At 38.4% G+C, this 24,762-nt stretch carries 23 protein-coding genes and 1 pseudogene; 3 read left to right on the forward strand and 21 right to left on the reverse strand.

What is annotated here, in order from left to right; genetic code table 11:
• The first annotated feature begins 40 nt into the window (after nucleotides 1-40).
• Nucleotides 41-310: a 30S ribosomal protein S14 gene (gene rpsN / locus C0J00_RS09130; protein WP_104968557.1), complete on the forward strand. Its 270-nt coding sequence runs from the start codon at nucleotides 41-43 to the stop codon at nucleotides 308-310.
• Between the two features lie 136 nt (nucleotides 311-446).
• On the opposite strand, the gene C0J00_RS09135 is transcribed toward rpsN, so the two are convergent.
• The 6 genes from C0J00_RS09135 to tsaB all read right to left on the reverse strand — a co-directional run bounded on the left by C0J00_RS09135 (nucleotide 447) and on the right by tsaB (nucleotide 4,743).
• Entirely contained in the window at nucleotides 447-1,472 is a 1,026-nt protein-coding gene (locus tag C0J00_RS09135; RefSeq protein WP_104968558.1) for a threonine aldolase family protein, read from the reverse strand.
• Nucleotides 1,473-1,512: 40 nt separating this feature from the next.
• Nucleotides 1,513-1,836: an AzlD domain-containing protein gene (locus C0J00_RS09140; protein ID WP_104968559.1), complete on the reverse strand. Its 324-nt coding sequence runs from the start codon at nucleotides 1,834-1,836 to the stop codon at nucleotides 1,513-1,515.
• The gene (locus tag C0J00_RS09145) at nucleotides 1,826-2,524 is read right to left on the reverse strand and encodes an AzlC family ABC transporter permease (protein ID WP_104968560.1); all 699 of its coding nucleotides are present in this window, start codon (nucleotides 2,522-2,524) and stop codon (nucleotides 1,826-1,828) included. Before C0J00_RS09145 ends, C0J00_RS09140 begins: the two co-directional genes overlap by 11 nt.
• Nucleotides 2,525-2,605: 81 nt before the next feature.
• Nucleotides 2,606-3,619, reverse strand: a complete 1,014-nt coding sequence (gene tsaD, locus C0J00_RS09150) for a tRNA (adenosine(37)-N6)-threonylcarbamoyltransferase complex transferase subunit TsaD (protein WP_104968561.1) — start codon at nucleotides 3,617-3,619, stop codon at nucleotides 2,606-2,608.
• 19 nt (nucleotides 3,620-3,638) lie between these two features.
• Nucleotides 3,639-4,076: a ribosomal protein S18-alanine N-acetyltransferase gene (gene rimI / locus C0J00_RS09155; protein ID WP_104968562.1), complete on the reverse strand. Its 438-nt coding sequence runs from the start codon at nucleotides 4,074-4,076 to the stop codon at nucleotides 3,639-3,641.
• Nucleotides 4,054-4,743 carry a tRNA (adenosine(37)-N6)-threonylcarbamoyltransferase complex dimerization subunit type 1 TsaB gene (tsaB, locus tag C0J00_RS09160; protein WP_104968563.1) on the reverse strand — a complete coding sequence of 230 codons (690 nt, stop codon included), beginning with the start codon at nucleotides 4,741-4,743 and terminating at the stop codon, nucleotides 4,054-4,056. Before tsaB ends, rimI begins: the two co-directional genes overlap by 23 nt.
• A 236-nt stretch (nucleotides 4,744-4,979) precedes the next feature.
• On the opposite strand from tsaB, the gene C0J00_RS09165 reads away from it, so the two are divergent.
• Both C0J00_RS09165 and rnjA read left to right on the forward strand, forming a co-directional pair.
• Nucleotides 4,980-5,210: a DNA-dependent RNA polymerase subunit epsilon gene (locus tag C0J00_RS09165; RefSeq protein WP_104968564.1), complete on the forward strand. Its 231-nt coding sequence runs from the start codon at nucleotides 4,980-4,982 to the stop codon at nucleotides 5,208-5,210.
• Nucleotides 5,211-5,257: 47 nt separating this feature from the next.
• The gene (gene rnjA / locus C0J00_RS09170; protein WP_104968565.1) at nucleotides 5,258-6,955 is read left to right on the forward strand and encodes a ribonuclease J1; all 1,698 of its coding nucleotides are present in this window, start codon (nucleotides 5,258-5,260) and stop codon (nucleotides 6,953-6,955) included.
• Nucleotides 6,956-7,199: 244 nt separating this feature from the next.
• On the opposite strand, the pseudogene C0J00_RS09175 reads toward rnjA, so the two are convergent.
• From C0J00_RS09175 to purR, 15 genes and pseudogenes are all read right to left on the reverse strand, one after another.
• A pseudogene (locus tag C0J00_RS09175) lies at nucleotides 7,200-7,538 on the reverse strand (CHAP domain-containing protein); the annotation flags it as partial.
• Between the two features lie 919 nt (nucleotides 7,539-8,457).
• Complete coding sequence (glnA, locus tag C0J00_RS09180; protein ID WP_104968567.1) at nucleotides 8,458-9,804, reverse strand: type I glutamate--ammonia ligase; 1,347 nt, start codon at nucleotides 9,802-9,804, stop codon at nucleotides 8,458-8,460.
• A gap of 29 nt (nucleotides 9,805-9,833) precedes the next feature.
• Nucleotides 9,834-10,220: a MerR family transcriptional regulator gene (locus C0J00_RS09185; protein WP_104968568.1), complete on the reverse strand. Its 387-nt coding sequence runs from the start codon at nucleotides 10,218-10,220 to the stop codon at nucleotides 9,834-9,836.
• A 450-nt stretch (nucleotides 10,221-10,670) separates the two neighbouring features.
• On the reverse strand, nucleotides 10,671-11,186 hold the full coding sequence (locus C0J00_RS09190; RefSeq protein ID WP_104968569.1) for an FUSC family protein: 516 nt from the start codon (nucleotides 11,184-11,186) through the stop codon (nucleotides 10,671-10,673).
• 12 nt (nucleotides 11,187-11,198) lie between these two features.
• A complete protein-coding gene (locus C0J00_RS10470) occupies nucleotides 11,199-11,522 on the reverse strand; it encodes a hypothetical protein (RefSeq protein WP_158667330.1) in 324 nt (107 codons plus the stop codon).
• Nucleotides 11,523-11,750: 228 nt separating this feature from the next.
• Nucleotides 11,751-12,947, reverse strand: a complete 1,197-nt coding sequence (locus C0J00_RS09200) for a phosphoglycerate kinase (protein ID WP_104968571.1) — start codon at nucleotides 12,945-12,947, stop codon at nucleotides 11,751-11,753.
• A 190-nt stretch (nucleotides 12,948-13,137) separates the two neighbouring features.
• Nucleotides 13,138-13,974, reverse strand: coding sequence for an aldo/keto reductase (locus C0J00_RS09205; protein ID WP_104968572.1), 837 nt, complete (start codon nucleotides 13,972-13,974; stop codon nucleotides 13,138-13,140).
• A gap of 70 nt (nucleotides 13,975-14,044) precedes the next feature.
• The gene (locus C0J00_RS09210) at nucleotides 14,045-14,761 is read right to left on the reverse strand and encodes a GntR family transcriptional regulator (RefSeq protein ID WP_324761715.1); all 717 of its coding nucleotides are present in this window, start codon (nucleotides 14,759-14,761) and stop codon (nucleotides 14,045-14,047) included.
• 706 nt (nucleotides 14,762-15,467) lie between these two features.
• On the reverse strand, nucleotides 15,468-16,478 hold the full coding sequence (gene gap, locus C0J00_RS09215) for a type I glyceraldehyde-3-phosphate dehydrogenase (RefSeq protein WP_104968574.1): 1,011 nt from the start codon (nucleotides 16,476-16,478) through the stop codon (nucleotides 15,468-15,470).
• Nucleotides 16,479-17,176: 698 nt separating this feature from the next.
• Nucleotides 17,177-19,255 (reverse strand): elongation factor G, encoded by a 2,079-nt coding sequence (gene fusA / locus C0J00_RS09220; protein WP_104968575.1) that lies wholly within the window; start codon nucleotides 19,253-19,255, stop codon nucleotides 17,177-17,179.
• A gap of 231 nt (nucleotides 19,256-19,486) precedes the next feature.
• On the reverse strand, nucleotides 19,487-19,957 hold the full coding sequence (rpsG, locus tag C0J00_RS09225; RefSeq protein ID WP_017768901.1) for a 30S ribosomal protein S7: 471 nt from the start codon (nucleotides 19,955-19,957) through the stop codon (nucleotides 19,487-19,489).
• A gap of 20 nt (nucleotides 19,958-19,977) precedes the next feature.
• Nucleotides 19,978-20,391 (reverse strand): 30S ribosomal protein S12, encoded by a 414-nt coding sequence (gene rpsL, locus C0J00_RS09230; protein WP_018366304.1) that lies wholly within the window; start codon nucleotides 20,389-20,391, stop codon nucleotides 19,978-19,980.
• 492 nt (nucleotides 20,392-20,883) lie between these two features.
• Nucleotides 20,884-21,063 (reverse strand): hypothetical protein, encoded by a 180-nt coding sequence (locus C0J00_RS09240; RefSeq protein ID WP_104968576.1) that lies wholly within the window; start codon nucleotides 21,061-21,063, stop codon nucleotides 20,884-20,886.
• Nucleotides 21,064-21,072: 9 nt separating this feature from the next.
• The gene (locus C0J00_RS09245) at nucleotides 21,073-23,727 is read right to left on the reverse strand and encodes an SEC10/PgrA surface exclusion domain-containing protein (protein ID WP_104968577.1); all 2,655 of its coding nucleotides are present in this window, start codon (nucleotides 23,725-23,727) and stop codon (nucleotides 21,073-21,075) included.
• A 144-nt stretch (nucleotides 23,728-23,871) separates the two neighbouring features.
• Nucleotides 23,872-24,684, reverse strand: a complete 813-nt coding sequence (gene purR, locus C0J00_RS09250; protein ID WP_104968578.1) for a pur operon repressor — start codon at nucleotides 24,682-24,684, stop codon at nucleotides 23,872-23,874.
• Nucleotides 24,685-24,762 lie beyond the last annotated feature (78 nt).

Below are 24,762 nucleotides of genomic sequence, written 5' to 3' on the forward strand. Positions count from 1 at the left end.
TTAATAGTTAACCAGTTAACTAATATTAGAGGAGGATAATATGGCAAAAAAATCTAAAATTGCTCGTTATGAAAAACAATTACAATTAATTGAACAATACGCTGACTTACGTCGGGAACTAAAAGAAAAGGGAGACTATGAAGCCCTTCGTAAACTACCACGCGATTCAAATCCAAATCGTTTGAAAAACCGTGATAAAATCGATGGCCGTCCACACGCTTACATGCGTAAATTTGGAGTTAGCCGGATTAACTTCCGTCAATTAGCCCATAAGGGGCAACTCCCTGGCGTCAAAAAAGCCAGCTGGTAACTTCGATCGATGATAAGCTTAGGTTCATAGAGATTCCAACTTTCTTTACTAAAAACCATAGCTTTGTCATCCTTGCATACAAAAGTTTTTATCACAAAAAGGTGTTGAGTATGTGCTCAACACCTTTTTGGTTGGTTTATAGAATTGCCGTTAAGGCATCAATATCTTCCTGAGTGGTTGACCAGCTAGTTGCAAAGCGAACAACAGTGTGTTGGTCATCGTATTTTTCCCAAATGCTGACCACTACTTTTTCTTGAAGCTCTTTCAATTTATTATTTTCCACAATCACAAATTGTTGGTTGGTTGGACTTTCTAGGTAAAAACGATAGCCCTTCTCTTTAAGAATTGTTTTCAATTGCTCCGCAAAGTTTAAAGCCTGCTCACCAATCTTCAGATACAAATCATCTGTAAAGAATTTGTCAAACTGAAGACCAATGAAACGCCCTTTAGCTAATAGTGCACCGTGTTGTTTCACAATGGCTGAAAAGTGCTTAGGCATATTGTTTTTGGTATAAATCAAGGCTTCTCCCATGAGAGCTCCTAGCTTGGTACCACCGATATAAAAGACATCACAAAGTTCTGCTATATCCTTGAGGGTCACATCTGTCCCCTTTGCCGGTAGAGCGTAGCCAAGGCGTGCCCCATCAAGGAAAAGCGGTATCTCATACTGGCGACAAACGGCTGATAGATCTACCAACTCTTCCTTGCTATAGAGAGTACCGTATTCTGTCGGATGGGTAATATAAACCATCCCTGGGAAAACCATGTGTTCAAAGGTTTCATCGTTGTAAAAATCCACCAAGTATTCTTCTACGGCTTTTGCAGTGATTTTTCCGTCTTGCTGTGGCAGTGTGATAACCTTATGACCAACAAATTCGATAGCTCCAGCTTCGTGTGTCGCAATATGACCTGTCTCAGCTGAGATGACACCTTCATAAGATTTTAATAAACTGTCAATAGCAACTTGATTGGTTTGAGTTCCACCAGCTAAAAACTGTACTTGAGCCTCAGGACAAGCAATCGCTTGACGGATTTTCTCTGTGGCTTGAGCAGTATAATCATCAAAACCATATCCCGCTTGGTTAACATCATTTGTTTCCACAATCGCTTTTAAGAGTTCTGGATGAACACCTTCATTATAGTCATTTTCAAAATGTAACATAGCTACCTCTTTTCTTACCAAAATTGTACTAAAAATTCTCTTAAAATACCAAGCGTAGGACAGCCATGATGACAATTCCTGTCACAACAGATAACAAAATATTTTTACTTTTAATAGCCACCCAAAAAGTTGGAATCACCACTAACATCTCCAACCAGTGAAAATGAGGAAGATGGCCCTTTTGCTCATTAACTAAACTGGATAAGGTTAAGGCAAAAATAATACTAATCGGCAAGTAATTAAGAAAGCGAATCAGTGGTTCAGGAAGTCCCTTATACTTTGTCAAAATAAAGGGTATAATACGCGGAATCCAAGTAACAATGGCACCCAGTAAAATACCTAATAAAATCATCTTAGTTGTCATCAATCATCACCCCCACTGTGCATCCGATTAGTGTTGCTACTAACACAGCCATTGATTCAGAAAGGACAACCGTTAAAAATAAATAAGAGATCGTTACGGAACCTAGAATCATCGCTATCTTTTGGCCAGCTAGCCAACGCAACATCCCAGTTAACTGACTCTCAAAAATAGAGACAAACATGGCTACCAAAGCAAAATCTAAGCCTAGTGACGTTGGATCCGGGATGTAGGAACCAATAAGTGTCCCTAGGACAACAGCCAGAATCCAAGTGACATACGCAATGATATTATTTCCATGCATCCAAGATGTTGAAATATCTTTTCGATGAACTTGCTCACTTAACAATACGCCATAACTTTCATCCGTCAAGAGACTTCCAATGCCGATCCCTTGTTTCAAGGAGATTCCCTTAAAAATAGTTGTCACGTGTAAACTCATTAATAGATGGCGTAAATTAATGAGGAAAATCGTAATGGTTAGTGACACTAAGCTAGCATTAGCCAAAGCTAACGCTGCAAAGGCAAACTGTGCCGATCCTGCATAGATAAAAATACTCATCAAACCCATTTCCCAAGCCGTTAAACCACTACTAGCACCAACGACACCACAAGCAAGACCGATAGAAACATAACCTACTGCTGTGGGCAAGGATGCTCTTGCTCCTCTAAAAAATTCTTGTCTATCCATAAGCCTCCTTTTTTGAATTTTCAGAATGTTTGTCAATTATAACAAAAACACAACTTGAACTCAAGCTGTGTTTCTAGATTCTTAGGATTCAAAAGTAGGAAATGCTAGACTAGGTTTGGCATTCAAATCAAGACCTGCTGTATGCTTCAATTCATATTCAACAGCTGCCGCAAAAGCTATCATACCAGCATTATCTCCACAAAGTCGAAGTGGTGGAATGATAACATCAACATCTGTCATTTCCTCAGCAAGACGCTCCCTAAGACCTGCATTAGCGGCAACACCACCAGCAACAACCAAGGTTTCAACTGGATACATGTCCAAAGCTTTTTTGGTTTTTGCCAATAGAACATCCATAACAGAAGCTTGGAAAGAGGCACATAAATCCTCTAAGACCAGTTCTTCTCCTTTTTGAGCAGCATTATGATGAAGGTTAATAAAAGCTGACTTGAGACCAGAAAATGAAAACTCAAGATTATCTTCCTTAATCATGGCTCTTGGAAAATCATAAACATCATTTCCTTGATGCGCCAACTGGTCAATCTCACGACCCGCAGGATAAGTCAACCCCATCACACGACCAACCTTGTCGTAAGCTTCACCAACGGCGTCATCTCGAGTTTCCCCTACAATATGATACTGACCAGGAGCTGACACATATACCAACTCGGTATGCCCACCCGAAACTAAAAGTGCCAGGAGTGGATAGGTCAACTCTTTTTGTTCACGCGCTGCCATCAAATGTCCTGCCATATGATTGACTGGGATTAAAGGCAAGCCATGAGCCCAGGCAAAAGCTTTAGCGGCCGATAAACCAACTAAGAGGGCACCAACTAAACCAGGACCATAAGTCACAGCCACTGCGGATAAATCTTGAGCAGTGATACCAGCCTCCACTAAGGCATCTTCGATACAAATCGTTATCACTTCCACATGGTGGCGACTAGCTACTTCAGGCACCACACCACCAAAACGCTTGTGACTTTCCACTTGACTGGCAATAATATTACTCAATAACTCTGCTTCGTTTTTTAAAACAGCCACGCTAGTCTCATCACAAGAACTCTCGATGGCTAAAATATAGCGATCAGACATGCCAACTCCTTTTCTAACATTATCTTGCTTCTCGTTTCATTAATACTGCATCTTCGATTGGATTATGATAATAGTTTTTTCGACAACCGACCTTCGCAAAACCAAATCGCTGATAAAGACCTTGTGCTTTTCGATTGGATTCTCTCACTTCCAAGAAAATAGGTCCATCCATCTCATCTAGATTGGTCAGCAATTGTTTAGATAAGCCTCTTCCTTGATAAGCTGGTAAGATAGCAATATTGGTGACTTCTATCTCACCAAATAAATCCTGAGTAGATAGAAATCCTAGCACTTGCTCATCCTCTGACAGAAAAAAATAATCCGTATTATCCTGCTCAAAGTCAGCTCTTATTTGATTTTTTGACCAAGGTGACTGACCATAAGCCTCTTTAAGAACAGTGAAGACACCATCGACTAACTGTTGTTTAGACAGATTAGACCCGTTTGATATAGTCATCCCTGTCACCTGCTTGATTGGCTTGGAGCCAATTTTCTTCTGCCTCTACCTTCTTCAAGTAATTGGGTAAGAAAGCATCAACATCTGCACTAGGCAGGCTCAAGGCTAATTTTCCCACCTCATAAGCTGATGGTAAACTGGCTTGATAAGTGGCTTCTGGAAAATCCGTCGCAATCTTTTCAGAAAAGGCGGCAACTTCTCCAACGAAGCAGACCTGGTCATGAGTCTTTGCTTGCTCGATAATCTCATCAATACTAGCATAATGATCTTCTGCAATAGCTTTCCCATTCTGATAAAAACCAACATAGGCATGCTGGCGCCTAGCATCAATCAAAGGCACCAAAACGGCTGTTGACGTCACAGGTAAAGCCAAAGCTTGCAAACTAGACACACCAACCAAGTCGATTTTGAGACTGTAAGCCAAGGTTTTAGCTGTCGCTACTGCTACACGAAGACCTGTATAAGAACCAGGTCCTTGCGCCACGGCGATACGCTCCAAGTCAGACGGCTGCCAGCCAACTTGCTGCATCAGAAAATCAATTATTGGCATCAAGCTGATACTGTGATTTTTCTTAACCGTCAGACAAGTCTCCGCCTGTAAGTGTTCATCTTCCAAAAGGGCTACCGACAAGGTCTGGTTTGAGGTATCAAATGCTAAAACTTTCATGAGAACTTCCTTCTTGTTTCACTATTTCAATATTATATCATATTTGCAAATAGCCTAGTCTAACAAAGTTTTCTCGTCAATGTTTTTACTATACCCTGTCTTTATGGTATAATTTAAGATAATTGTAACGATATCACGGTTAACGCATGATGCAGAAATGATCACATTGAGTCAACCTAACCAAACAGGTTGTCTTCTTTTATTGTCAGCGATTAACCAAACCAGAAAGGAATTTTATGATCTACAAAGTTTTCTATCAAGAAACAAAAGAACGTAACCCACGTCGTGAAACAACACAAGCTCTTTATGTTGACATCGATGCTACAGAAGAGTTGGAAGGACGTATCAAGGCTCGTAAACTCATTGAAGAAAATACAGCTTTCAACATTGAGCATATCGAACTCCTATCAGACAAACACCTTGACTACGAAAAAGAAAAAGGCGTTTTCGAACTCACCACATTTTAATCCAAACTAGAATAGAAAGGACTGGCGCTAAAAGACGCCAAGAAACTATGTCAAATATCAATCTAAAACCCGAAGAAGTTGGGGTCTACGCGATTGGTGGTTTGGGAGAAATCGGAAAAAATACCTACGGGATTGAGTACCAAGATGAGATTATCATCGTTGATGCTGGTATTAAATTCCCAGAAGACGATTTGTTAGGGATTGACTATGTTATCCCTGACTATTCCTATATCGTTGAAAACATTGACCGTGTCAAAGCATTGGTCATCACCCATGGTCATGAGGACCATATCGGTGGTATTCCCTTCCTCCTTAAACAAGCCAATATCCCTATTTACGCTGGACCTCTTGCTCTTGCCCTCATCCGTGGCAAACTTGAAGAACATGGTCTTTTAAGAGATGCTAAACTTTTTGAAATCAATCATAACACTGAATTGACGTTTAAAAACCTTAGCGTTACCTTCTTCCGTACTACCCACTCTATTCCAGAGCCTTTAGGGATTGTTATCCACACTCCTCAAGGGAAAATTGTTTGTACCGGGGACTTTAAGTTCGACTTTACGCCAGTTGGTGAACCAGCTGACCTCCACCGTATGGCAGCTCTTGGAGAAGAGGGGGTTCTTTGCCTTCTCTCTGACTCTACCAACGCAGAAGTCCCTACTTTCACCAACTCAGAAAAAGTAGTCGGACAGTCCATCATGAAACTCATTGAAGGTATTGAAGGACGTATCATTTTTGCTTCCTTTGCCTCAAACATCTTCCGTTTACAACAAGCTGCGGAAGCGGCTGTTAAAACAGGACGTAAAATTGTCGTTTTTGGGCGCTCAATGGAGAAAGCTATTGTCAATGGGGTTGAGCTTGGTTATATCAAGGTGCCAAAAGGGACTATTATTGAACCAAGCGAGATGAAAAATTACCACGCTAGCGAAATCCTCATTATGTGTACTGGTTCTCAAGGAGAGCCAATGGCAGCCTTAGCACGTATCGCTAATGGTATGCACCGTCAAGTAACCTTGCAACCTGGCGATACTGTTATCTTCTCATCAAGCCCAATCCCTGGTAACACCACAAGTGTTAATAAATTAATCAATACTATCCAAGAAGCTGGTGTTGAAGTTGTCCATGGTAAAATTAACAACATCCATACATCTGGACACGGTGGTCAACAAGAGCAGAAACTCATGCTTCGCTTGATAAAACCAAAATACTTCATGCCCGTCCATGGTGAGTATCGTATGCAAAAAGTCCATGCTGGACTTGCTATCGATACTGGCGTTCCTAAAAATAACATTTTTATCATGGAAAATGGTGACGTTTTAGCCTTAACAAAGGACTCCGCTCGTCGTGCTGGTCACTTCAACGCTCAAGACATCTACGTTGATGGTAATGGAATCGGTGATATCGGTGCTGCTGTTCTTCGCGATCGTAAAGATTTATCAGAAGATGGGGTTGTCCTTGCTGTCGCAACTGTTGATTTCAAGTCAAAAATGATTCTTGCCGGTCCAGATATCCTCAGTCGAGGCTTCATCTACATGCGTGAATCTGGTGACCTTATCCGTGAATGCCAACGTGTCTTGTTCAACGCTATTCGTATTGCTCTTAAAAATAAAGATGCTAGCATTCAGTCTGTCAATGGTGCTATTGTCAATGCTATTCGTCCTTTCCTCTACGAAAAGACAGAGCGTGAACCAATCATCATTCCAATGGTCTTGACACCAGACAAAGAGAATAACAATAATAAATAAACCTAAATCAGTTAGCTAGGCTAGCTGATTTTTATATACTTCAAATACCTTAAACAATACCATCCAAAACCTAATCAGGTTAGCATTAAGAAGCATCAAAAAAAGCTAGACAAAATCTAGCTTTCTATTATTAAACAATATCTATCAAGTAAAACTACCGTTACTCACTATATGGAATGATTCAGAGAATAAAGTTAACCATCACTCTCTTCAATAATTGAGGTGTTTAGAGTGGCAACTAACATCAAGCATTAGGATAGATGTAAGATACCATACCTGGTGTATCGCTTGCTAGTGGATTGAACCAACCACGATAATTTCCAATCGCTTGATTGCCATTATAATTAGCTTCCATTACTTGAATCTGGCCATCTGCAGCCACATCCGTTACATAAGCCACATGTCCGTATCTACCATCAGTCCAGACTATCAAAGCACCAACTTGAGGTGTTGTTCCAGTAGCAAAACCTGCTGCTACTGCACTAGCAGTCCAGTCACCACCATTCCCCCAGTAACTACCAGCCCAAGGGGCTAAAACCTTGGCCCCCCAGGTGCATTGACCGACTGGATAACCATTTGAACTAATATTCGATACTGCTACTTGACTGATTGAAGGCTGACTTGGCCATGTCGTGTCCTGATAAAAATTGCCGTAACTATTATAACTATAGTTGTCGTTATAAGAATAGTTTGAACTATATTGATCAGCACTTACGGTGTCATTCGCCATTAAAGTTAAAGCAGAAACAGCTGTAAAACCGAAAGTTGCTATAAGTGTTTTTGATGTCATATTAAATACTTCCTTTCATTGTCAGACCTGTATATCATATCGAAGAAATATAACAAGCCATTAACGGCAACATGACATTCATCACACTTGAATTGCAAATAAGCTTTCTTTAAGTTTTCTAACCTTCTTTTCTTATTAATGTAGCATCAGCTATCTTATTCTTTTAACATCAAAGACCTAAAAACAAGTCACACATAAAACCTTGTAAACTTCATTCTTCCCTTACTCTCAAACGATTAAAACGGTTCAATCCTTAAATATCATCTCCACCTTTTTGTGTAATACAGACCGGTGATCGAGTGTTTTCACATCTTTTCGATTAATGTTTTCAGTTAATTGACATCGCTACAAAACTAGTTAACTTCTGAAAGTTATCCTCAACTTGCTAATCAATATCCTTCAAGCTAACTCGTTTTCTAGCTATTAAGTTCTTAGAAGGAAAAGACTGAGCGATGACTTAGGACAACTGAAGAATGTCATAACCTCAGAAAGACAAAAACATCGGAAAGTCCAAAATAAAAGTTAACGTTAGCATGTTTAGATATCAAAAAATTGGTCAAAATGATATCTGGAGGGTCTTTTTATGTTGGCTTAAATGGCTTTATTGAGCCTATTGTAACTCTTTGCAATCTTATTTGTGTCATTGGATAAGAAAAGACAAACATCAAAAATGACGTTTGTCTTCATTGTGAATCATTCAATTGAACGCTTTTTAATAAAGATCTAAATAATTCTCGATCTCCCATTGAGAAACAAAGGTTGCATAACTTGCCCATTCCAGACGTTTTGCTTCTACAAAATTGGTTGTAATATGCTCTCCAAGAGCTTCTTTTACCACATCATCTTCCAACAAAGCCTTAATAGCATTATGAAGTGTTGAAGGAAGATCTGTAATTCCTGCTTCCTTACGCTCATCTGCAGACATAGCATAAATATTTGACTCAACAGGTGCTGGTGCTTCAATTTTATTTTTCACACCATCAAGACCTGCTTCAAGAAGGACAGCCATAGCAAGATAAGGATTTGCAGTCGGGTCAACAGAACGTAATTCTAACCGAGTACTCATACCACGAGATGCTGGTACGCGAATCAACGGTGAACGATTTCGACCAGCCCAAGCGATATAAACAGGTGCCTCATAGCCAGGTACCAATCGTTTATAAGAATTAACCGTTGGGTTCATAATAGCAGTATAGTTATAAGCATGCTTCATTAAACCACCAAGGAAATGATAGGCTGTTTGAGAAAGCTGCATACCATTTTTATCCTCTGGATCAAAGAAGGCATTATTGCCATCCTTATCAAAGAGAGACATATTACAATGCATACCAGACCCAGCGATACCATATTTAGGTTTCGCCATAAATGTTGCATACAGACCATGTTTACGAGCAATGGTTTTGACAACTAATTTAAATATCTGGATATTATCGCAAGCTTCAAGAACCTCACCGTATTTAAAATCAATCTCATGCTGACCGACAGCCACCTCGTGATGGCTGGCTTCTACTTCAAAGCCCATCTCTGTTAAAACATTAACAATTTCACGACGTGTATTATCAGCTAAATCAGTCGGTGCTAAATCAAAATAGCCACCCTTGTCATTAACATCAAGAGTTGGTTCACCCTTGTCATTAAGTTTAAAAAGGAAAAACTCTGGCTCAGGTCCCAAGTTAAATGATTTAAAACCAGCTTCTTCCATATGTTTTAGAGAACGTTTAAGGTTTCCACGAGGGTCACCTGCAAAAGGCTCTCCTTCTGGCGTATAAATATCGCAAATCAAACCGGCAACAGCACCATTTTCATCTCCCCAAGGGAAAACAGTCCAAGTGTCAAGGTCAGGGTATAAATACATATCTGACTCATTAATACGGACAAAGCCTTCAATGGAAGAGCCATCAAACATTGCTTTATTCGACAAGACTTTTTCAATCTGTTCATCTGTTGCTGGGATTTCAACATTTTTCATTGTCCCCAAGATGTCTGTAAACATTAAGCGTAAAAATGTAACATTCTTATCTTTGATATCTTGTTTGATATCAGCTACTGTAAGTGCCATTTGATCTCCTTTTAAGAATATGGGCAGTTTTATTTACGTACTATACCAGTTTGTAAATGATTGAAATGTGATGAAGGATTTTGAAATCCACCTTGATTAAGGAGTTCGTCATGAAGGATTCGACGAACATCAGCATCAGTCAATGTTTTCCTTTTAGACTGCTTAGCTTCTTGGCGCTCTGCATACTCATGCTTAATAGCAGCAATATTTAGACCTTCATCAATAAAATCTTTGATTTCCAATAGACGATCCATATCATTTAAAGAATACATCCGCCTATTTCCTGGGGTTCTTTCTGGATTTATCAAATCTTGATCTTCATAATAACGAATCTGCCTAGCTGTTAATTCCGTCAGTTTCATAACAGTGCCAATTGGAAAAACAGCCATGGTTCGTCTTAATTCTTTACCTTTCATACGACCTCCTTTCTTTTACATTATATTCTGAAAATTCAAAGCTGTCAAGCCCTTATGTTACTTTTTCTAACATCTAAAAGAGTTGCCAAAGAATAAGAAAGTACTCTGATTAATAAAAAAGAGTTCGTCTTCGCTCTTTTGATTTAAAGCTCAGACCTGAAACTCTTAATTGAATAGATTTTGACATTTACTTCGCAAGGTTTATCTCCCGCTCGAAAGCTTCATCCAACTCTTTTTAACCCAACCTCACACAGCATAAAAGAGCTAGAAAATCTCTTGCGGCTGCAGATATAATACTTCACTTTTTTTACTTATCTAGAGCTCAAACTGTAAAACATGAACAACAAACCATTCAACCACTGCATTTAGAGGCTTATTACAATGAACTGCATATAGCAAGAATGGCGTTTATGACCATACTCGCTTAACTATTATTTTTCGATACTAGAGTCACTTTTTTACGAGCCATTCACGGACTTTGTCAACATCAGCATTCACTAAAATAGCTACAAAAACACCGATAAAGGTTTCAAAAATCCTAGAAAATACATATAAAATCGTATCACCTTGAGGAATCGATAAGGTAATAATCAATAAGGCAGCTACCCCGCCGATAATACCTGGTTTATTATCACAAGCGACATTGACCATAATAGTTAGCATGGTTAAAATAGGAACAAAGACCAGCATAACCCATGCTCCACCACCTAGTAACTCCCGCAAAAGATAATAAATCAAAGCACAAATACCACCGACAGAATTACCAAAAATTCGTGACATACCAAACGAAAAACTTTTATCAAAATCTTCTCTTAAACTAAAAACAGCCGTTAGAGAAGCAATCTGAAGACCTTTCCAGCCCAAGGCTAGAAATAAAGATAAGACCAAAAAAACAGCAAGCCCCGTTTTAAAAGTTCGCATCCCTAAGCGAAATTTCTTAGGATCAAAACGATAATTTTTTAACATAAAACTATTTTATCATGAAGCATTGGATTTGTGGGATAAATAGGCTAAATAATAAGTTTGTAGCAGATAAAAAACCACTAGAGCAAGAATAGCTAGATATTTCAGAACAGGATTTACATCAAAATCTGCTACACCATTTTCATGGATCGATTCTAAATACCAAAGAAGATAAATATTCCAAAGAACAAATGGACTCGATAGATGGAAAATCCACTTCCAATTTGTTGTTAAAACATCTTTAGTCCATAAATGAAGAAGAAGAAAAGGAATGATATTTGGTAAAGTCACTAAACCAACAGTCATTGCAATAACGATAATCCAAATGCTTTGAATCATATAAAAATAGTAAAACCCAACAGCATAAAGAAGCAATAAAAGCTGAAGTACTTTTAATATATTATTATAGCTTGTCAAAAAACTTCCAATTTTTTGGGAAACACTTAGTCTCACCAAACAAAAAGAAAGGCTATAGCATACAATATGTAAAAGCAAAAACGGTATAGCTGTTAAAATAATGTCCATTTTTCACCTAAAAAAACAGGGCAAAGCCCTGCTTAATCATTCTTATTTTTCAGTAAGGGCATCAAGTCCTGGAAGTACTTTACCTTCAAGGAGTTCCATTGACGCACCACCACCTGTTGAGATCCATGAGAATTTATCTGCACGGCCAAGGTTGATTGCTGCAGCAGCTGAGTCACCACCACCGATAATTGATTTCACGCCTGGTTGTTTAACAATAGCGTCCATCACACCGATTGTACCAGCTTGGAAGTCAGGGTTTTCAAAGACACCCATAGGACCATTCCAAACAACTGTTTTAGCGCCTTCAAGAGCTGCTTCAAATTTAGCAATTGATTTAGGACCGATGTCAAGACCAAGGAAACCTTCAGAAACTGCTTCACCTTCAGTATCACGTACTTCAGTATAGTCTGCAAAAGCGTTAGCTTCTTTTGAGTCAACTGGCAAAATCAACTTACCGTTTGATTTTTCAAGCAATTCTTTAGCAACATCAAGTTTGTCTTCTTCAACAAGTGAGTTACCAATTTCGATACCTTGAGCTTTGTAGAATGTATATGTCATTCCACCACCGATAAGAACTTTATCAGCTTTATCAAGAAGGTTTTCGATAACACCGATTTTATCTGAAACTTTTGAACCACCAAGGATAGCTACGAATGGACGTTCTGGAGTTTCGACTGCCTCTTGGATGTAGGCAATTTCGTTTTCAAGAAGGTAACCAGCAACAGCTTTATCAACGTTAGCTGAGATACCTACGTTTGAAGCGTGCGCACGGTGAGCTGTACCGAAGGCATCGTTAACGAAGATACCATCACCAAGTGATGCCCAGTATTGACCAAGTTCAGGATCGTTTTTAGATTCTTTCTTACCGTCAACATCTTCAAAGCGAGTATTTTCAACAAGAAGAACTTGTCCATCTTCAAGAGCGTTGATAGCTTCTTCTAATTCAGCTCCACGAGTAGCTCCTGGGAAAGCAACATCTTGTCCAAGTTTTTCAGCAAGTGCTTTAGCAACTGGTGCCAATGATTTGCCGTCTTTATCTGCTTCTTCTTTGACACGTCCAAGGTGAGAGAAAAGGATCGCACGTCCACCCTCTTCAACAATGTGTTTGATTGTTGGAAGAGCTGCAGTAATACGGTTATCGTTTGTGATAACGCCATCTTTCAAAGGAACATTGAAGTCAACGCGAACGAGGACTTTTTTACCTTTTAATTCAACATCTTTAAGCGTTAATTTAGCCATTAGTAAGACTCCTTATTAATTTTTATAGGAACTATTATATCATAATTCTCCTCAGAAACCTATGATATGAAAATAATAAATTAATTGTTTCACATTTTTGAACGATGCTTTCATAGGATTATGTCGGTAACAACTTAACACTCAACATAAAAAGAAAGAAACCTGTCAGAGACAGATTTCCAAGCTATTTTTAAAATTCTACTGAATCCGGATCTTTCTGACCAACAACACCTTGCACCTTATCTAATTTATCTTCATCTTCATCAGATAAAACAAAATCAAAAATCTCTAAATTAGAAGTGATATTTTTAGGGGTCACTGATTTCGGAAGGGGTAAAAATTCTTTTTGCAGTGACCAGCGCAATGCCACTTGAGCGACAGTTTTTCCATATTTTTCTGCCAATTGATTAGCTAAATCATTGCTAAAAATAGATCCTGTTCCTAATGGGCTGTAGGCTTCAAGAAGGATATCATGTTTGCGACAAAATGCAACGAGATCATCCTGTGAACAACCTGGCGCCAAGAGAATTTGGTTAACCATCGGTTTGATTTCTGCTGTTTCAAAAAGTGCTTCCAAATGATGTTCCATAAAATTTGACACACCTATCGCACGGATTTTCCCAGCTTTATAATATTCTTCCATAGCTTTCCATGTTCCCGCATTAGCTTCTCGCCAATTATCACGAAAGGCCTTTGGATTTGGCCAATGAATCAAAAGAAGGTCTAGATAAGACACACCTAATTTTTTAAGTGATTCTTCAATCGACGCTTTTGCCAAATCATAGCTATGGTTACTATTCCATACCTTCGTCGTTAAGAAGATATCTTTACGAGAAATACCACTATCAGCAATCGCTCTACCAACGCTCTCTTCATTCTTATAAGCTTGCGCAGTGTCAATGTGAGTATATCCTTCCTTCAAAGCATGACTCACAGCCTGATAGGCTTCATCACCATCAGGAATTTGCCAAGTTCCAAAACCAAGTTTCGGAATAGTTACACCATTAGATAAAGTATATGTTTCCATAAATGACTCCTTTATGATTTTTTGGCAGAATGAATCAAATAAGCTTGACTAAAGACAGTCTCAATGACGATTATTGTTTAAAAAGAACTGTCTCAAAATCAAACATCTCTGGTAAATGACGAGAAATTGAATACTCAAATACTTTACAATTGTCTAGACTAACAACTTGCTCAACCTGCATCAGAAAGTCAGTCTCTTTCAACTCCATTTTTTCTGCTTCAAGCTCATCTGGTCGGATACCGGTAACTTTAACAAAAGCACTGTGGATCTTACGCCCAAGCTCATCGGTAATATACTGATAAATAGAACTTTCTAAGTGATCACGTTTTAAGTGAGGTATCACATCTAAAGGCATATAGGTATATTCTATAATGCTTGGTTTTTTATCAATATAACGCAATCGGATAATTTTATAAGCAAAATCATCTTCATTAATCGATAATTTTTCTGCTAACTGACTATCTACTCTAATCACATCAAAAGCAAGAACTTCTGTATCCAACTTGTCACCATAGTCTTCAGTAGCTCCATTCAAAGTATAAACATGAGGCTTCTGTACAGACTTCCAGTCGCGCACAAACGTCCCAGAACCCCTGCGACGAATAAGATAACCTTCTACTACGAGCATATCTAAGGCACGCTTTAAAGTCATTAAACTCACACCAAACTCTTTGGCCAATGTCTTACCATCTGGTAAGCTAGCATTAACTGGATAAAAACCCTCTCTGATACTTTGACGAATTTCTTTAGCAATTTGTAAATATTTTGGTTCAATATGTCCGATAATCGGTCACCACCTCTTCAATAAATATAGCATTTATAAACGAAAAAGTCTAGTCTTTTTAAAAATCAACTATTTTGACTAACTTTCTCCTTATATCTTAACACAATCCTTTTGATTCCGAAAATTAAACCTATTAAACTTACTATAAAAAAACTAAGAAACTAGGGATTCTAGCCATTTGATAACATACCAGAACCTTGTATGATACGCAGTTATAACAAGAACAAAATCCACCTCTAAAAACTATACTGCTAATTTACAGTATCTATTAAAGTTAATGTGGAAAGCGTAATCCTTTAAATAACTTTGGGAACAAACATATTATCTGCCTTATCAGAGGCTAAGATGAGTAATTTTCATTAACCAACTTATCGTTAAAGAAGTCATCTTACTTCAGCACTATTTATTGACACCCTAGTACATGAATACTCATTGAAAATCAAAATCTGACGTTGTCAAGTTTACTTTGATGGACTTTAGTTCTATCTGCGGCGCCTTGTGTAGGCAGATTTTTATTTTCTTCGAGTATAAACTATCCTACTGTCACATTAAAAACTAGGAAGTAAGCTTGCAAGGATAACTTTAGATATAAAAAAGAGAAGACCAAGAAGGTCTTCCCTAATATATTAGCTGAAAGCTAAATGATTACTGGGCAATTACATCAGAACTGAAAGAGCCCTTTTCTTGCTTTTTATTGATTAGTAATCAATTATTTAGCAATTTTTGCGAAGTACTCAAGAGTACGAACAAGTTGTGAAGTGTATGACATTTCGTTGTCGTACCATGAAACAACTTTAACCAATTGCTCACCATCAACTTCAAGAACTTTAGTTTGAGTAGCATCAAACAATGAACCAAATGACATACCAATGATATCTGAAGAAACGATTTGATCTTCTGTGTAACCATAAGAATCGTTAGCTGCAGCTTTCATAGCAGCGTTAACTTCTTCTACAGATACGTTTTTAGAAAGAGTTGCAACCAATTCAGTTACAGAACCTGTTGGAACTGGAACACGTTGTGCAGCACCATCAAGTTTACCATTAAGTTCTGGAATTACAAGACCGATAGCTTTTGCAGCACCTGTTGAGTTAGGTACAATATTAGCTGCAGCTGCACGAGCACGACGAAGGTCACCACCGCGGTGTGGTCCGTCAAGAACCATTTGGTCTCCTGTGTAACCGTGGATAGTTGTCATAAGACCTTTTTCTACACCAAAGTTATCGTGAAGAGCTTTTGCCATTGGAGCAAGACAGTTTGTAGTACATGAAGCACCTGAGATAACTGTTTCAGTTCCATCAAGAATATCGTGGTTAGTGTTGAAAACAACTGTTTTAACATCATTTCCACCAGGAGCAGTGATAACAACTTTTTTAGCACCATTTTCATGGATGTGTTGCTCTGCTGCTGATTTAGAAGCAAAGAATCCTGTAGCTTCAAGAACGATTTCTACACCGTCAGCAGCCCAGTCAATGTTTCCTGGCTCACGCTCAGCAGAAACTTTAATGAATTTACCGTTAACTTCAAATCCACCATCTTTAACTTCAACAGTACCATCGAAACGGCCTTGTGTTGTATCATATTTCAAAAGGTGAGCAAGCATGTTTGGATCTGTAAGGTCGTTGATGCGTGCAACTTCAACACCTTCTACATTTTGGATACGACGGAATGCAAGACGACCGATACGACCGAAACCGTTAATACCAACTTTAACTGTCATTTGTGATTTCCTCCTTATGAAAATCAATAAATAATTCTACTAGGGAATACCCCTATACCTATTGTGAAAATATTAACTAATATATCTATCAGCTAACCTTTCAACACCAATATTATATAATAATTTCCTTAAACTTGCAAATCCTAAATATTTTCTGTAAAACAAATGGGACATCACTCCTATTAGCGTTTAAAATAGAAATTTTCACACCTAAAGCTAGTAAGAAGTGAGCTAACACTTTTAAAAATAGAAAATAGCTTAGAATGATATTACCATAAAGTGTTGATTCTAAGCTAATTCCCATTGTTTAATTGTTATCAATAAGGTTAAACTGAGTTTTACTAAGCAGGATCTTACTAAACTATCATTCAATAAGGAATCGGCAAAGAACCTAAAAAGAGAGTGGAACAAAATCGTTTTCTCTTCAGATGATTTCACTACTTCCACCGAACAACTAAATAAGTCGCTTCCTTGGTTGTTTGAACTTAGAAATTAGAGAAGTAAAGCTTCCTTAATTTATTCGAGCTGTAAAAGCTAATGATGTCCGCACCTTAGAGAGATTTGTATCTCACATTTTCCACCTTCAAGGCTTATATTGAAGCGCTCATACTGCATCTCGCTAAGTACCTAAAAAGGCAAGGACTTTTGTCCTTACCTCCTTCAATACAGGAAATACTTTCAAGTATCTCTATTAGTTATTATTCACCAGAATTTTTTTTGATGATTTCTTCTTGAACTGACTTAGGAACATCTTCATAGTGGTCGAATACCATCATGAATGTACCGCGTCCTTGAGTTGCAGAACGAAGAGTTGTTGCGTAACCAAACATTTCAGCAAGTGGAACGAAGGCACGAACGATTTGGCTGTTACCATGAGCTTCCATACCATCAACACGTCCACGACGAGCTGTAACGTGTCCCATAACATCTCCAAGATTTTCTTCTGGAACTGTTACAGTAACAAGCATCATTGGCTCAAGGATAGCAGGTTGTGCTGATTTAGCAGCTTCTTTAAGAGCAAGTGAAGCAGCAATCTTGAAGGCTGTTTCAGATGAATCGACATCGTGGTATGAACCATCGTAAAGCTTAGCTTTAACGTCAACCAATGGGTAACCAGCAAGAACACCATTTTCCATAGATTCTACAAGACCTTTTTCAACGGCTGGGATGAATTCACGTGGAACCACACCACCGACGATTGCGTTCTCAAATTCGAATCCTTTACCTTCTTCGTTTGGCGTAAATTCAATCCAAACGTCACCGAATTGTCCTTTACCACCAGATTGGCGTTTGAAGAATCCACGAGCTTGAGTCGAAGCGCGGAATGTTTCACGGTAAGATACCTGAGGAGCACCGACGTTTGCTTCAACTTTGAATTCACGCTTCATACGGTCAACAAGGACATCAAGGTGAAGCTCACCCATACCTGCGATGACTGTTTCACCAGTTTCAACGTTTGTTTCAACGCGGAATGTTGGATCTTCTTCAGCAAGTTTTTGAAGGGCAATACCCATTTTGTCTTGGTCAGCTTTAGACTTAGGCTCAACCATCAATTGGATAACTGGTTCTGGAACATTGATTGACTCAAGAATAACTTTTGCTTTCTCATCAGTCAATGAGTCACCAGTTGTTGTATCTTTCAAACCAACGGCAGCTGCGATATCACCGGCGTAAACTGTTTCAATCTCTTGACGGCTATTAGCGTGCATTTGAAGGATACGTCCGATACGCTCACGTTTACCTTTTGAAGTATTCATAACGTATGAACCTGAGTTAAGAACACCAGAGTAAACACGGAAGAATGTCAAACGACCTACAAATGGGTCAGTCATGATCTTGAAGGCAAGAGCTGCAAATGGCTCTTCATCAGATGCTGGACGTTCTTCTTCAGCGTCAGTATCAGGGTTTGTACCTTTGATTGCAGGGATATCAAGTGGGCTTGGAAGGTAATCAATAACCGCATCAAGCATCAATTGAACACCTTTGTTTTTGAAGGCAGAACCACAAAGAACTGGGAAGAATTCAACATTGATTGTAGCCTTACGGATACCTTCCATCAATTCTTCGTTAGTGATTTCTTCACCTTCAAGGTATTTCATCATCAAGTCTTCGTCAGTTTCAGCAACGGCTTCAACCAATTTTTCACGGTACTCTTCAGCTTGTTCAAGGTATTCAGCTGGGATATCTTCTTCAAGAATATCTGTACCAAGGTCATTAGTATAGATTTCAGCTTTCATCTTGATCAAGTCGATGATTCCTCGGAAATCATCTTCTGAGCCGATTGGCAATTGAATTGGGTGAGCGTTAGCTTGAAGACGGTCATGGAGTGTGCTTACTGAGTAAAGGAAGTCTGCACCGATTTTGTCCATTTTGTTAGCAAAAACGATACGAGGAACGCCGTATTCAGTTGCTTGACGCCAAACTGTTTCAGTTTGAGGTTCTACACCTGATTGAGCATCAAGAACAGTTACCGCACCATCAAGTACGCGGAGTGAACGTTGTACTTCAATAGTGAAGTCAACGTGCCCTGGTGTATCAATGATATTAACGCGGTGGCCATCCCATTGTGCAGTTGTCGCAGCAGATGTGATTGTGATACCACGTTCTTGCTCTTGCTCCATCCAGTCCATTTGTGAAGCACCTTCGTGTGTTTCACCGATTTTGTGGATCTTACCAGTGTAGTAAAGAATACGCTCAGTTGTTGTTGTTTTACCTGCATCAACGTGAGCCATGATACCGATATTACGAGTTTTTTCTAGTGAAAATTCGCGAGCCATTAGGTTTCTCCTATAAAAATTTATTTTACTTAGTCATTATAACACTATTTAAGAAAAACGGATAGGCAGGACCTACCCGTTAGTAGTGTTTATTTGTTGAACTTCCAATCCGAAAGATTCTATCATACTTGGCTTTGCTTCATATGTTAGTTAACATTACTCATCTAATACAATGATACAGAATAAAATTCTTGATATCTATATAGCAAGCTACGCCACTGTACTTTAATCTTACCAGCGGAAGTGAGCGAAAGCACGGTTGGCTTCTGCCATTTTGTGTGTGTCTTCACGTTTTTTAACTGATGCGCCAGTATTGTTAGCTGCATCCATGATTTCTTTTGAAAGACGGTCTTTCATAGTGTGCTCACCACGGGCACGTGATGCATTAACCAACCAACGTAGACCAAGTGTCACACGACGTTCTGGACGAACTTCAACTGGGACTTGGTAGTTTGAACCACCAACACGACGTGCACGTACTTCAAGTACTGGCATGATGTTATCCATAGCTGTTTCAAACACTTCAAGAGCATCTGTTCCAGTAGTTTCTTTAATTTCTGCAAAAGCATCGTATACAATTGATGCTGCAGTACCACGTTTACCATCAAGCATTACACGGTTGATAAGACGTGTCACAATTTTTGAATTGTATAATGGATCTGGCAATACTTCGCGTTTTGGCGCTCTATTTTTACGACTCATTTTCTCTTATCCCCCTTCTATTATCCTTTAGGACGTTTAGCACCGTATTTTGAACGGCCTTGTTTACGATCTGCAACACCTGCTGTATCAAGTGCACCACGAACGATGTGGTAACGTACCCCTGGAAGGTCTTTTACACGTCCACCACGGATAAGAACAACACTGTGCTCTTGCAAGTTGTGGCCGATACCTGGGATGTATGCAGTTACTTCGATAAGGTTACTCAAACGTACACGAGCGAATTTACGAAGGGCTGAGTTAGGTTTTTTAGGTGTCATTGTTCCAACACGAGTCGCAACACCACGTTTTTGTGGAGCAGACAATTTAGTGTGAACTTTTTTATGACTGTTGTAACCAATATTCAAAGCAGGTGAATCTGATTTTTCAACTTTAGATTTACGTGGTTTACGTACCAACTGGTTAATTGTAGGCATCTACATTTCTCCTGTAAAAATTTTATTTTTGGCTGAATAGAACGATTGGTGACATCTTCTATTCTGTGTGTACTTTTGCAACATTTGTCAGCACGTCTCTGTACACTTTTGAGAGACCAAAAGTAAAAAGTACCGTTTATTATAATAACACATTTGTAATTCTCAGTCAATTGATTTCTCTTAAATTATTTTTTGACGTCATGCTAAAAGTAAGCCCTAGCTTCCTCTCAATCTAAAAGCTGCTCAGAGACGGGAAAATAAGATAGACCTCCATCTGGGACAAGTTCGATACTTATATAATCATAATGAAAAAAATACCCCAAAAAGCTGTCACTCACCTAATCTTTTAGCTTATAAACTGTAATACCAACCATCAAAACTAGGCTCATTTCAGAATGGAAATTCTCTCAAAGTAATTGATTTCAATTGGCTCTAAAATACAGATCTCAGGCAGTTTATCCTTACTCTTATCAGTATCTATGAAAACAGAACTTACTTTAAGGAGTCATCAAATTTTTTTTGCTTCCATTCAACCTCGATAATATCTTCCTCAAATCGAACATCAGTCGATAATTCTAAAATATTAGCAACCCAAAGATAGAAATCTAGCTTTTCAACTATCAAAAAAGAGAAGATCAAGATAGTCTTCTCTTTTTGAATATTCAATGACAAGTTATCACTTTATTTGTAGCGTTTTTTTGAAAGAGCCATCGCTGCTAACGTAACCATTGTTGCTCCGGCTACTACTGTTGTCGCTACTACTTTATCACTAGTAGGTTCAGACTCAACAGCTGTTGCCATTGATTTGGAAGATGATGTCTTTGTTAAAGCTGTTTTTTGCTGCTTTGTTTCCTCGCTGACATCTGATTTAACCACCATTTTTTCTGATTGAGATGACACATTTTGTAACCCTAGAGAACTAAAGTTCTCAAGAGGCATACGATCACTTACTACAGAAGCTAGTTGTCCAACTTTTGCAGGATGAGTCACCTGTTTTTCTATTGTTGTTAGAGATGCTAGCTCTCGTACAATTTGATGTGATGAAGACGAACCTTCTGAACGTTCTACAATGTTTAAACGACTTGCTGATGAAGAATTCGAGGTATTAGATTGAGTCTCAGATATCGTTGAAAATACTGCATCACTATTACCGTGATCATTTTCAGCAATAAGCGTTTCGAGCAACAATTTAGAATTAAGTAGATTTTCTTTAGCGCTATCATAACCTTTAGCAGCTGTAGCCAAATCATCTTTTAATAATTGCAATGCTTTAACATTGACTTCTAAATTCACCGTTGCAACTTGAAGCTTAGTCTTCAGATTTCGAACATTAGCTTCTGTACGTGACACAAGTTCTGGATCACTATATTTTTGTAGATTTTTCGTTAATTGCGCAATCCTATCCTTTAATGCTGAAATCTTAGCCTTAGATTCAACGGCTGCTGCTTGTAGAACTTGATATTTTTTAAGTTCTTTTGTCAAATTATCCTGAGCAATAACTTTTTCTTGAAGACGAATCGCATTGACCTGTTTGGCTTCTTCAAGTTGAGTCATTAACTTAGTCTTATTAGCCGCTAATTGAGTTTTTAATTTAGACAAGTTACGATAATTATCGCGTGCACCTGCCAATTGCTGATTTAGAGATTTCAACTTATCTTTAGCACGAACAACCAAGGTAGATGATGCTACTGTAGAACCTTGAGCTTTTAAACGACCAATTTCTGATTGAATAGTCGCCATTGCTGCTTGTACAGCTGAAATTTTAGCGCTATTATCTACTGTTTTTACAGCAGTTAATGATGCAGTGCTGAAACGAGCGCTTCTAACATTTGCTGAAGGTATAACATAGATATGTTGAGCATCAGTAGTTGAAGATACTCCTAGATAATACGGACCATTATTGCTATTTTGCAACAAGCTGATTGTGTGACCATAGTTTGAAGTCACATCATTAAATAGCATGTAAACAATGGAATTATAGAAATAATTTTTTAATTGATCAACTGTTCTAGCATTCCCAAAGAAACCTAAACTTTCATATCCACGATTATCAGAATAGGCTAATCCAACACTTTGGGCATTATGTCCTATAATACTTGAACTGTGAGGATTTGACATACGACCAAAGCCTGTCCGACGATAGTCGCTTGCAATTGCTGCCGCAAATTCTTGAGCTGTTTTTGTAACAGTTAAAGTAGTCAAACCTAACTGGCTACGAACTTCATTTAAAAGCTCTCCTGTAAATTGAGCCAGCTCATTTTGAACAGCTGTTGTTAAGTTATTTGGGTCAATATATCTAGTTCGATCTGCTGCAATAGATTTATAGGAGTTAACACCAGTACCATTATATGACACTCCATATACTGATGATTGAACACCAGATTCAATTCTACCTTTTAACCTTGAAACTGAAGTATTGTATCCAGCTGAAAAGGTCCAACCACTATTTTCAATATCCTTAAGAGCAGGATAAACAATTGTTTTATAGGTTGATGGCAAAACAATTTTATTAGAACCAGTAACCGACGGCGCTTTAATAACCGTCTTATCTGCTTTGAGTTTATTCAACTCAGATTGTTTTTGTGATAATTCTTCTTGCTTCGATGCTAGCTTTTTAGCAAGCTCTGCTTTTGCAGTAGCTGTTGCAGATGTTACAGCTTTTTCAGCAGCAGAAACTTCACGTTCTAAACGACTAACTTCTGATTTTGCATTTGCTAAGTCAGTGGAAACTTTTTCTGGAGAATTAACCAATGACGTTAATTCATCAACTTTAGCTGCTGCCTCTGATGCTGAACGACTTGCTTCTGAAGCAACAGCACTTGCTGATGCTACTGTATTAGACTGTGAATCAGCAACCGATTGATTAGTGATATTAACAACTGATTCAGAGGTATAAGTCTCTTTAACAGAAGATAGTTCTGAGGTCAATTCTGAGATGTGCTCAGATGAACCTTCAGATTTGATAGCAATGGCTTCTGAATGCTCCGCAATGGCACTAACCAACTGTTCTTCGAGAGTTGCAACTTCAGATGTTGATAACTCGACTTCTTCAGATTGAGACGTCAGTTGACTTTCTTTTGTTGAAAAAACTTCACTTGCACTATCCGCATCAGCTTGTGCATTAACAACTAGGGCATTCGCTTCTGCAATCGTTGTTGGTACAACTTCAACCGTTGATGACGCCGTAGCTGACGGTTCAGTCGGTATAGGAGCAACAGTCACTTCGTCAGCTTGTACTGTCCCTTGGTTTGCCAAACCAAAACCAAGTAAAGCAATGGTTGAAGTCGCTGCAAGCTTACCTGAATTCTTCCTTACTAATTTTAATTTTTTTAACATAAATTCCCACTCATTAATTTCATTTTCTTTTCTAATGAGTACTCTCTTTCAGTAGCAAGAGAGTATTCAATCAGCTTATAAATAATAACACATGAATATTGCAATTCTGTAACATTCATGTGTTATTTATATAATCAATGTTTTCTAATCAAAAATATTTCCTGTCTCTACGCTGACTTGACTGTTTTTAACATCCAACTCAGAAACTTTTAATAATGATTTATAAGAAACATCCATTTTTTCTGTCTTAGCATTCTCTGCAAAAACAGCAACACCTACCAACTCACTGTCAAATTCATCTAACAGCCCCATCATACCTGTTACGGTACCACCACCTTTTAAAAAGTCATCTACGATAAGAACGCGACTGCCAGGTTTTAAACTGCGTTTTGATAAGAACATCTTTTCAATACGATCTGATGAGCCACTGACATAGTTGACTGAAACGGTCGAACCTTCGGTAATTTTTAAATCACGACGAACAATAACAAAAGGTACATTAAGCACATTAGCAACCGCATTGGCTAAAGGAACTCCTTTTGTTGCGACAGTCATGACAGCATCAATTTTTTCGCCTTTGAAAGCATTAGCTATAATCCGACCGACATTTTGTAAAATAGCTGGCGTACTCAAGAGATCCGTCAAATAAAGATAGCCACCAGGTAAGATACGATCACTTTCAGACAGTTTATCACACAAATCCTCTACAATTGCTAGAGCTTCTTCTTTTGCTATGCTCGGAGTAAAAATGACTCCCCCACTTGCACCTGTAACCGTTTCAATTTCACCAATGTGTCTTTCTTCAAAAGCTTTTTTAATAATCGCAATATCTTCTGAAATAGAAGATTTAGCTGCTTCATATTGGCTTGCAAAAGTGTTTAGATTTGTTAATTGATAAGGATTGTTAATAAGATAATTAGAAATGACAACCATTCGCTCACTACGTCTTAACTTCATGATGTTTACTCCTTTGAATTTTGTGACGAAACAGTAGACCCATATTACTAAGGATTACACGACAAATAAATCATTCCT

Source organism: Streptococcus pluranimalium (genome assembly GCF_002953735.1).
GTDB lineage: Bacteria > Bacillota > Bacilli > Lactobacillales > Streptococcaceae > Streptococcus > Streptococcus pluranimalium.

Excerpts from the sequence above, each read along its gene's own strand:
- C0J00_RS10470 (WP_158667330.1), bottom strand. The coding sequence starts at position 11,522 with ATGATTCAAAGCATTTGGATTATCGTTATTGCAATGACTGTTGGTTTA.
- C0J00_RS09205 (WP_104968572.1), bottom strand. The coding sequence starts at position 13,974 with ATGGAAACATATACTTTATCTAATGGTGTAACTATTCCGAAACTTGGT.
- C0J00_RS09140 (WP_104968559.1), bottom strand. The coding sequence starts at position 1,836 with ATGACAACTAAGATGATTTTATTAGGTATTTTACTGGGTGCCATTGTT.
- rpsL (WP_018366304.1), bottom strand. The coding sequence starts at position 20,391 with ATGCCTACAATTAACCAGTTGGTACGTAAACCACGTAAATCTAAAGTT.
- rpsG (WP_017768901.1), bottom strand. The coding sequence starts at position 19,957 with ATGAGTCGTAAAAATAGAGCGCCAAAACGCGAAGTATTGCCAGATCCA.
- rpsN (WP_104968557.1), top strand. The coding sequence starts at position 41 with ATGGCAAAAAAATCTAAAATTGCTCGTTATGAAAAACAATTACAATTA.
- C0J00_RS09185 (WP_104968568.1), bottom strand. The coding sequence starts at position 10,220 with ATGAAAGGTAAAGAATTAAGACGAACCATGGCTGTTTTTCCAATTGGC.
- rimI (WP_104968562.1), bottom strand. The coding sequence starts at position 4,076 with ATGACTATATCAAACGGGTCTAATCTGTCTAAACAACAGTTAGTCGAT.
- tsaD (WP_104968561.1), bottom strand. The coding sequence starts at position 3,619 with ATGTCTGATCGCTATATTTTAGCCATCGAGAGTTCTTGTGATGAGACT.
- C0J00_RS09135 (WP_104968558.1), bottom strand. The coding sequence starts at position 1,472 with ATGTTACATTTTGAAAATGACTATAATGAAGGTGTTCATCCAGAACTC.
- gap (WP_104968574.1), bottom strand. The coding sequence starts at position 16,478 with ATGACAGTTAAAGTTGGTATTAACGGTTTCGGTCGTATCGGTCGTCTT.
- glnA (WP_104968567.1), bottom strand. The coding sequence starts at position 9,804 with ATGGCACTTACAGTAGCTGATATCAAACAAGATATCAAAGATAAGAAT.
- C0J00_RS09190 (WP_104968569.1), bottom strand. The coding sequence starts at position 11,186 with ATGTTAAAAAATTATCGTTTTGATCCTAAGAAATTTCGCTTAGGGATG.
- tsaB (WP_104968563.1), bottom strand. The coding sequence starts at position 4,743 with ATGAAAGTTTTAGCATTTGATACCTCAAACCAGACCTTGTCGGTAGCC.
- C0J00_RS09200 (WP_104968571.1), bottom strand. The coding sequence starts at position 12,947 with ATGGCTAAATTAACGCTTAAAGATGTTGAATTAAAAGGTAAAAAAGTC.
- C0J00_RS09245 (WP_104968577.1), bottom strand. The coding sequence starts at position 23,727 with ATGTTAAAAAAATTAAAATTAGTAAGGAAGAATTCAGGTAAGCTTGCA.
- purR (WP_104968578.1), bottom strand. The coding sequence starts at position 24,684 with ATGAAGTTAAGACGTAGTGAGCGAATGGTTGTCATTTCTAATTATCTT.
- fusA (WP_104968575.1), bottom strand. The coding sequence starts at position 19,255 with ATGGCTCGCGAATTTTCACTAGAAAAAACTCGTAATATCGGTATCATG.
- C0J00_RS09165 (WP_104968564.1), top strand. The coding sequence starts at position 4,980 with ATGATCTACAAAGTTTTCTATCAAGAAACAAAAGAACGTAACCCACGT.
- C0J00_RS09145 (WP_104968560.1), bottom strand. The coding sequence starts at position 2,524 with ATGGATAGACAAGAATTTTTTAGAGGAGCAAGAGCATCCTTGCCCACA.
- rnjA (WP_104968565.1), top strand. The coding sequence starts at position 5,258 with ATGTCAAATATCAATCTAAAACCCGAAGAAGTTGGGGTCTACGCGATT.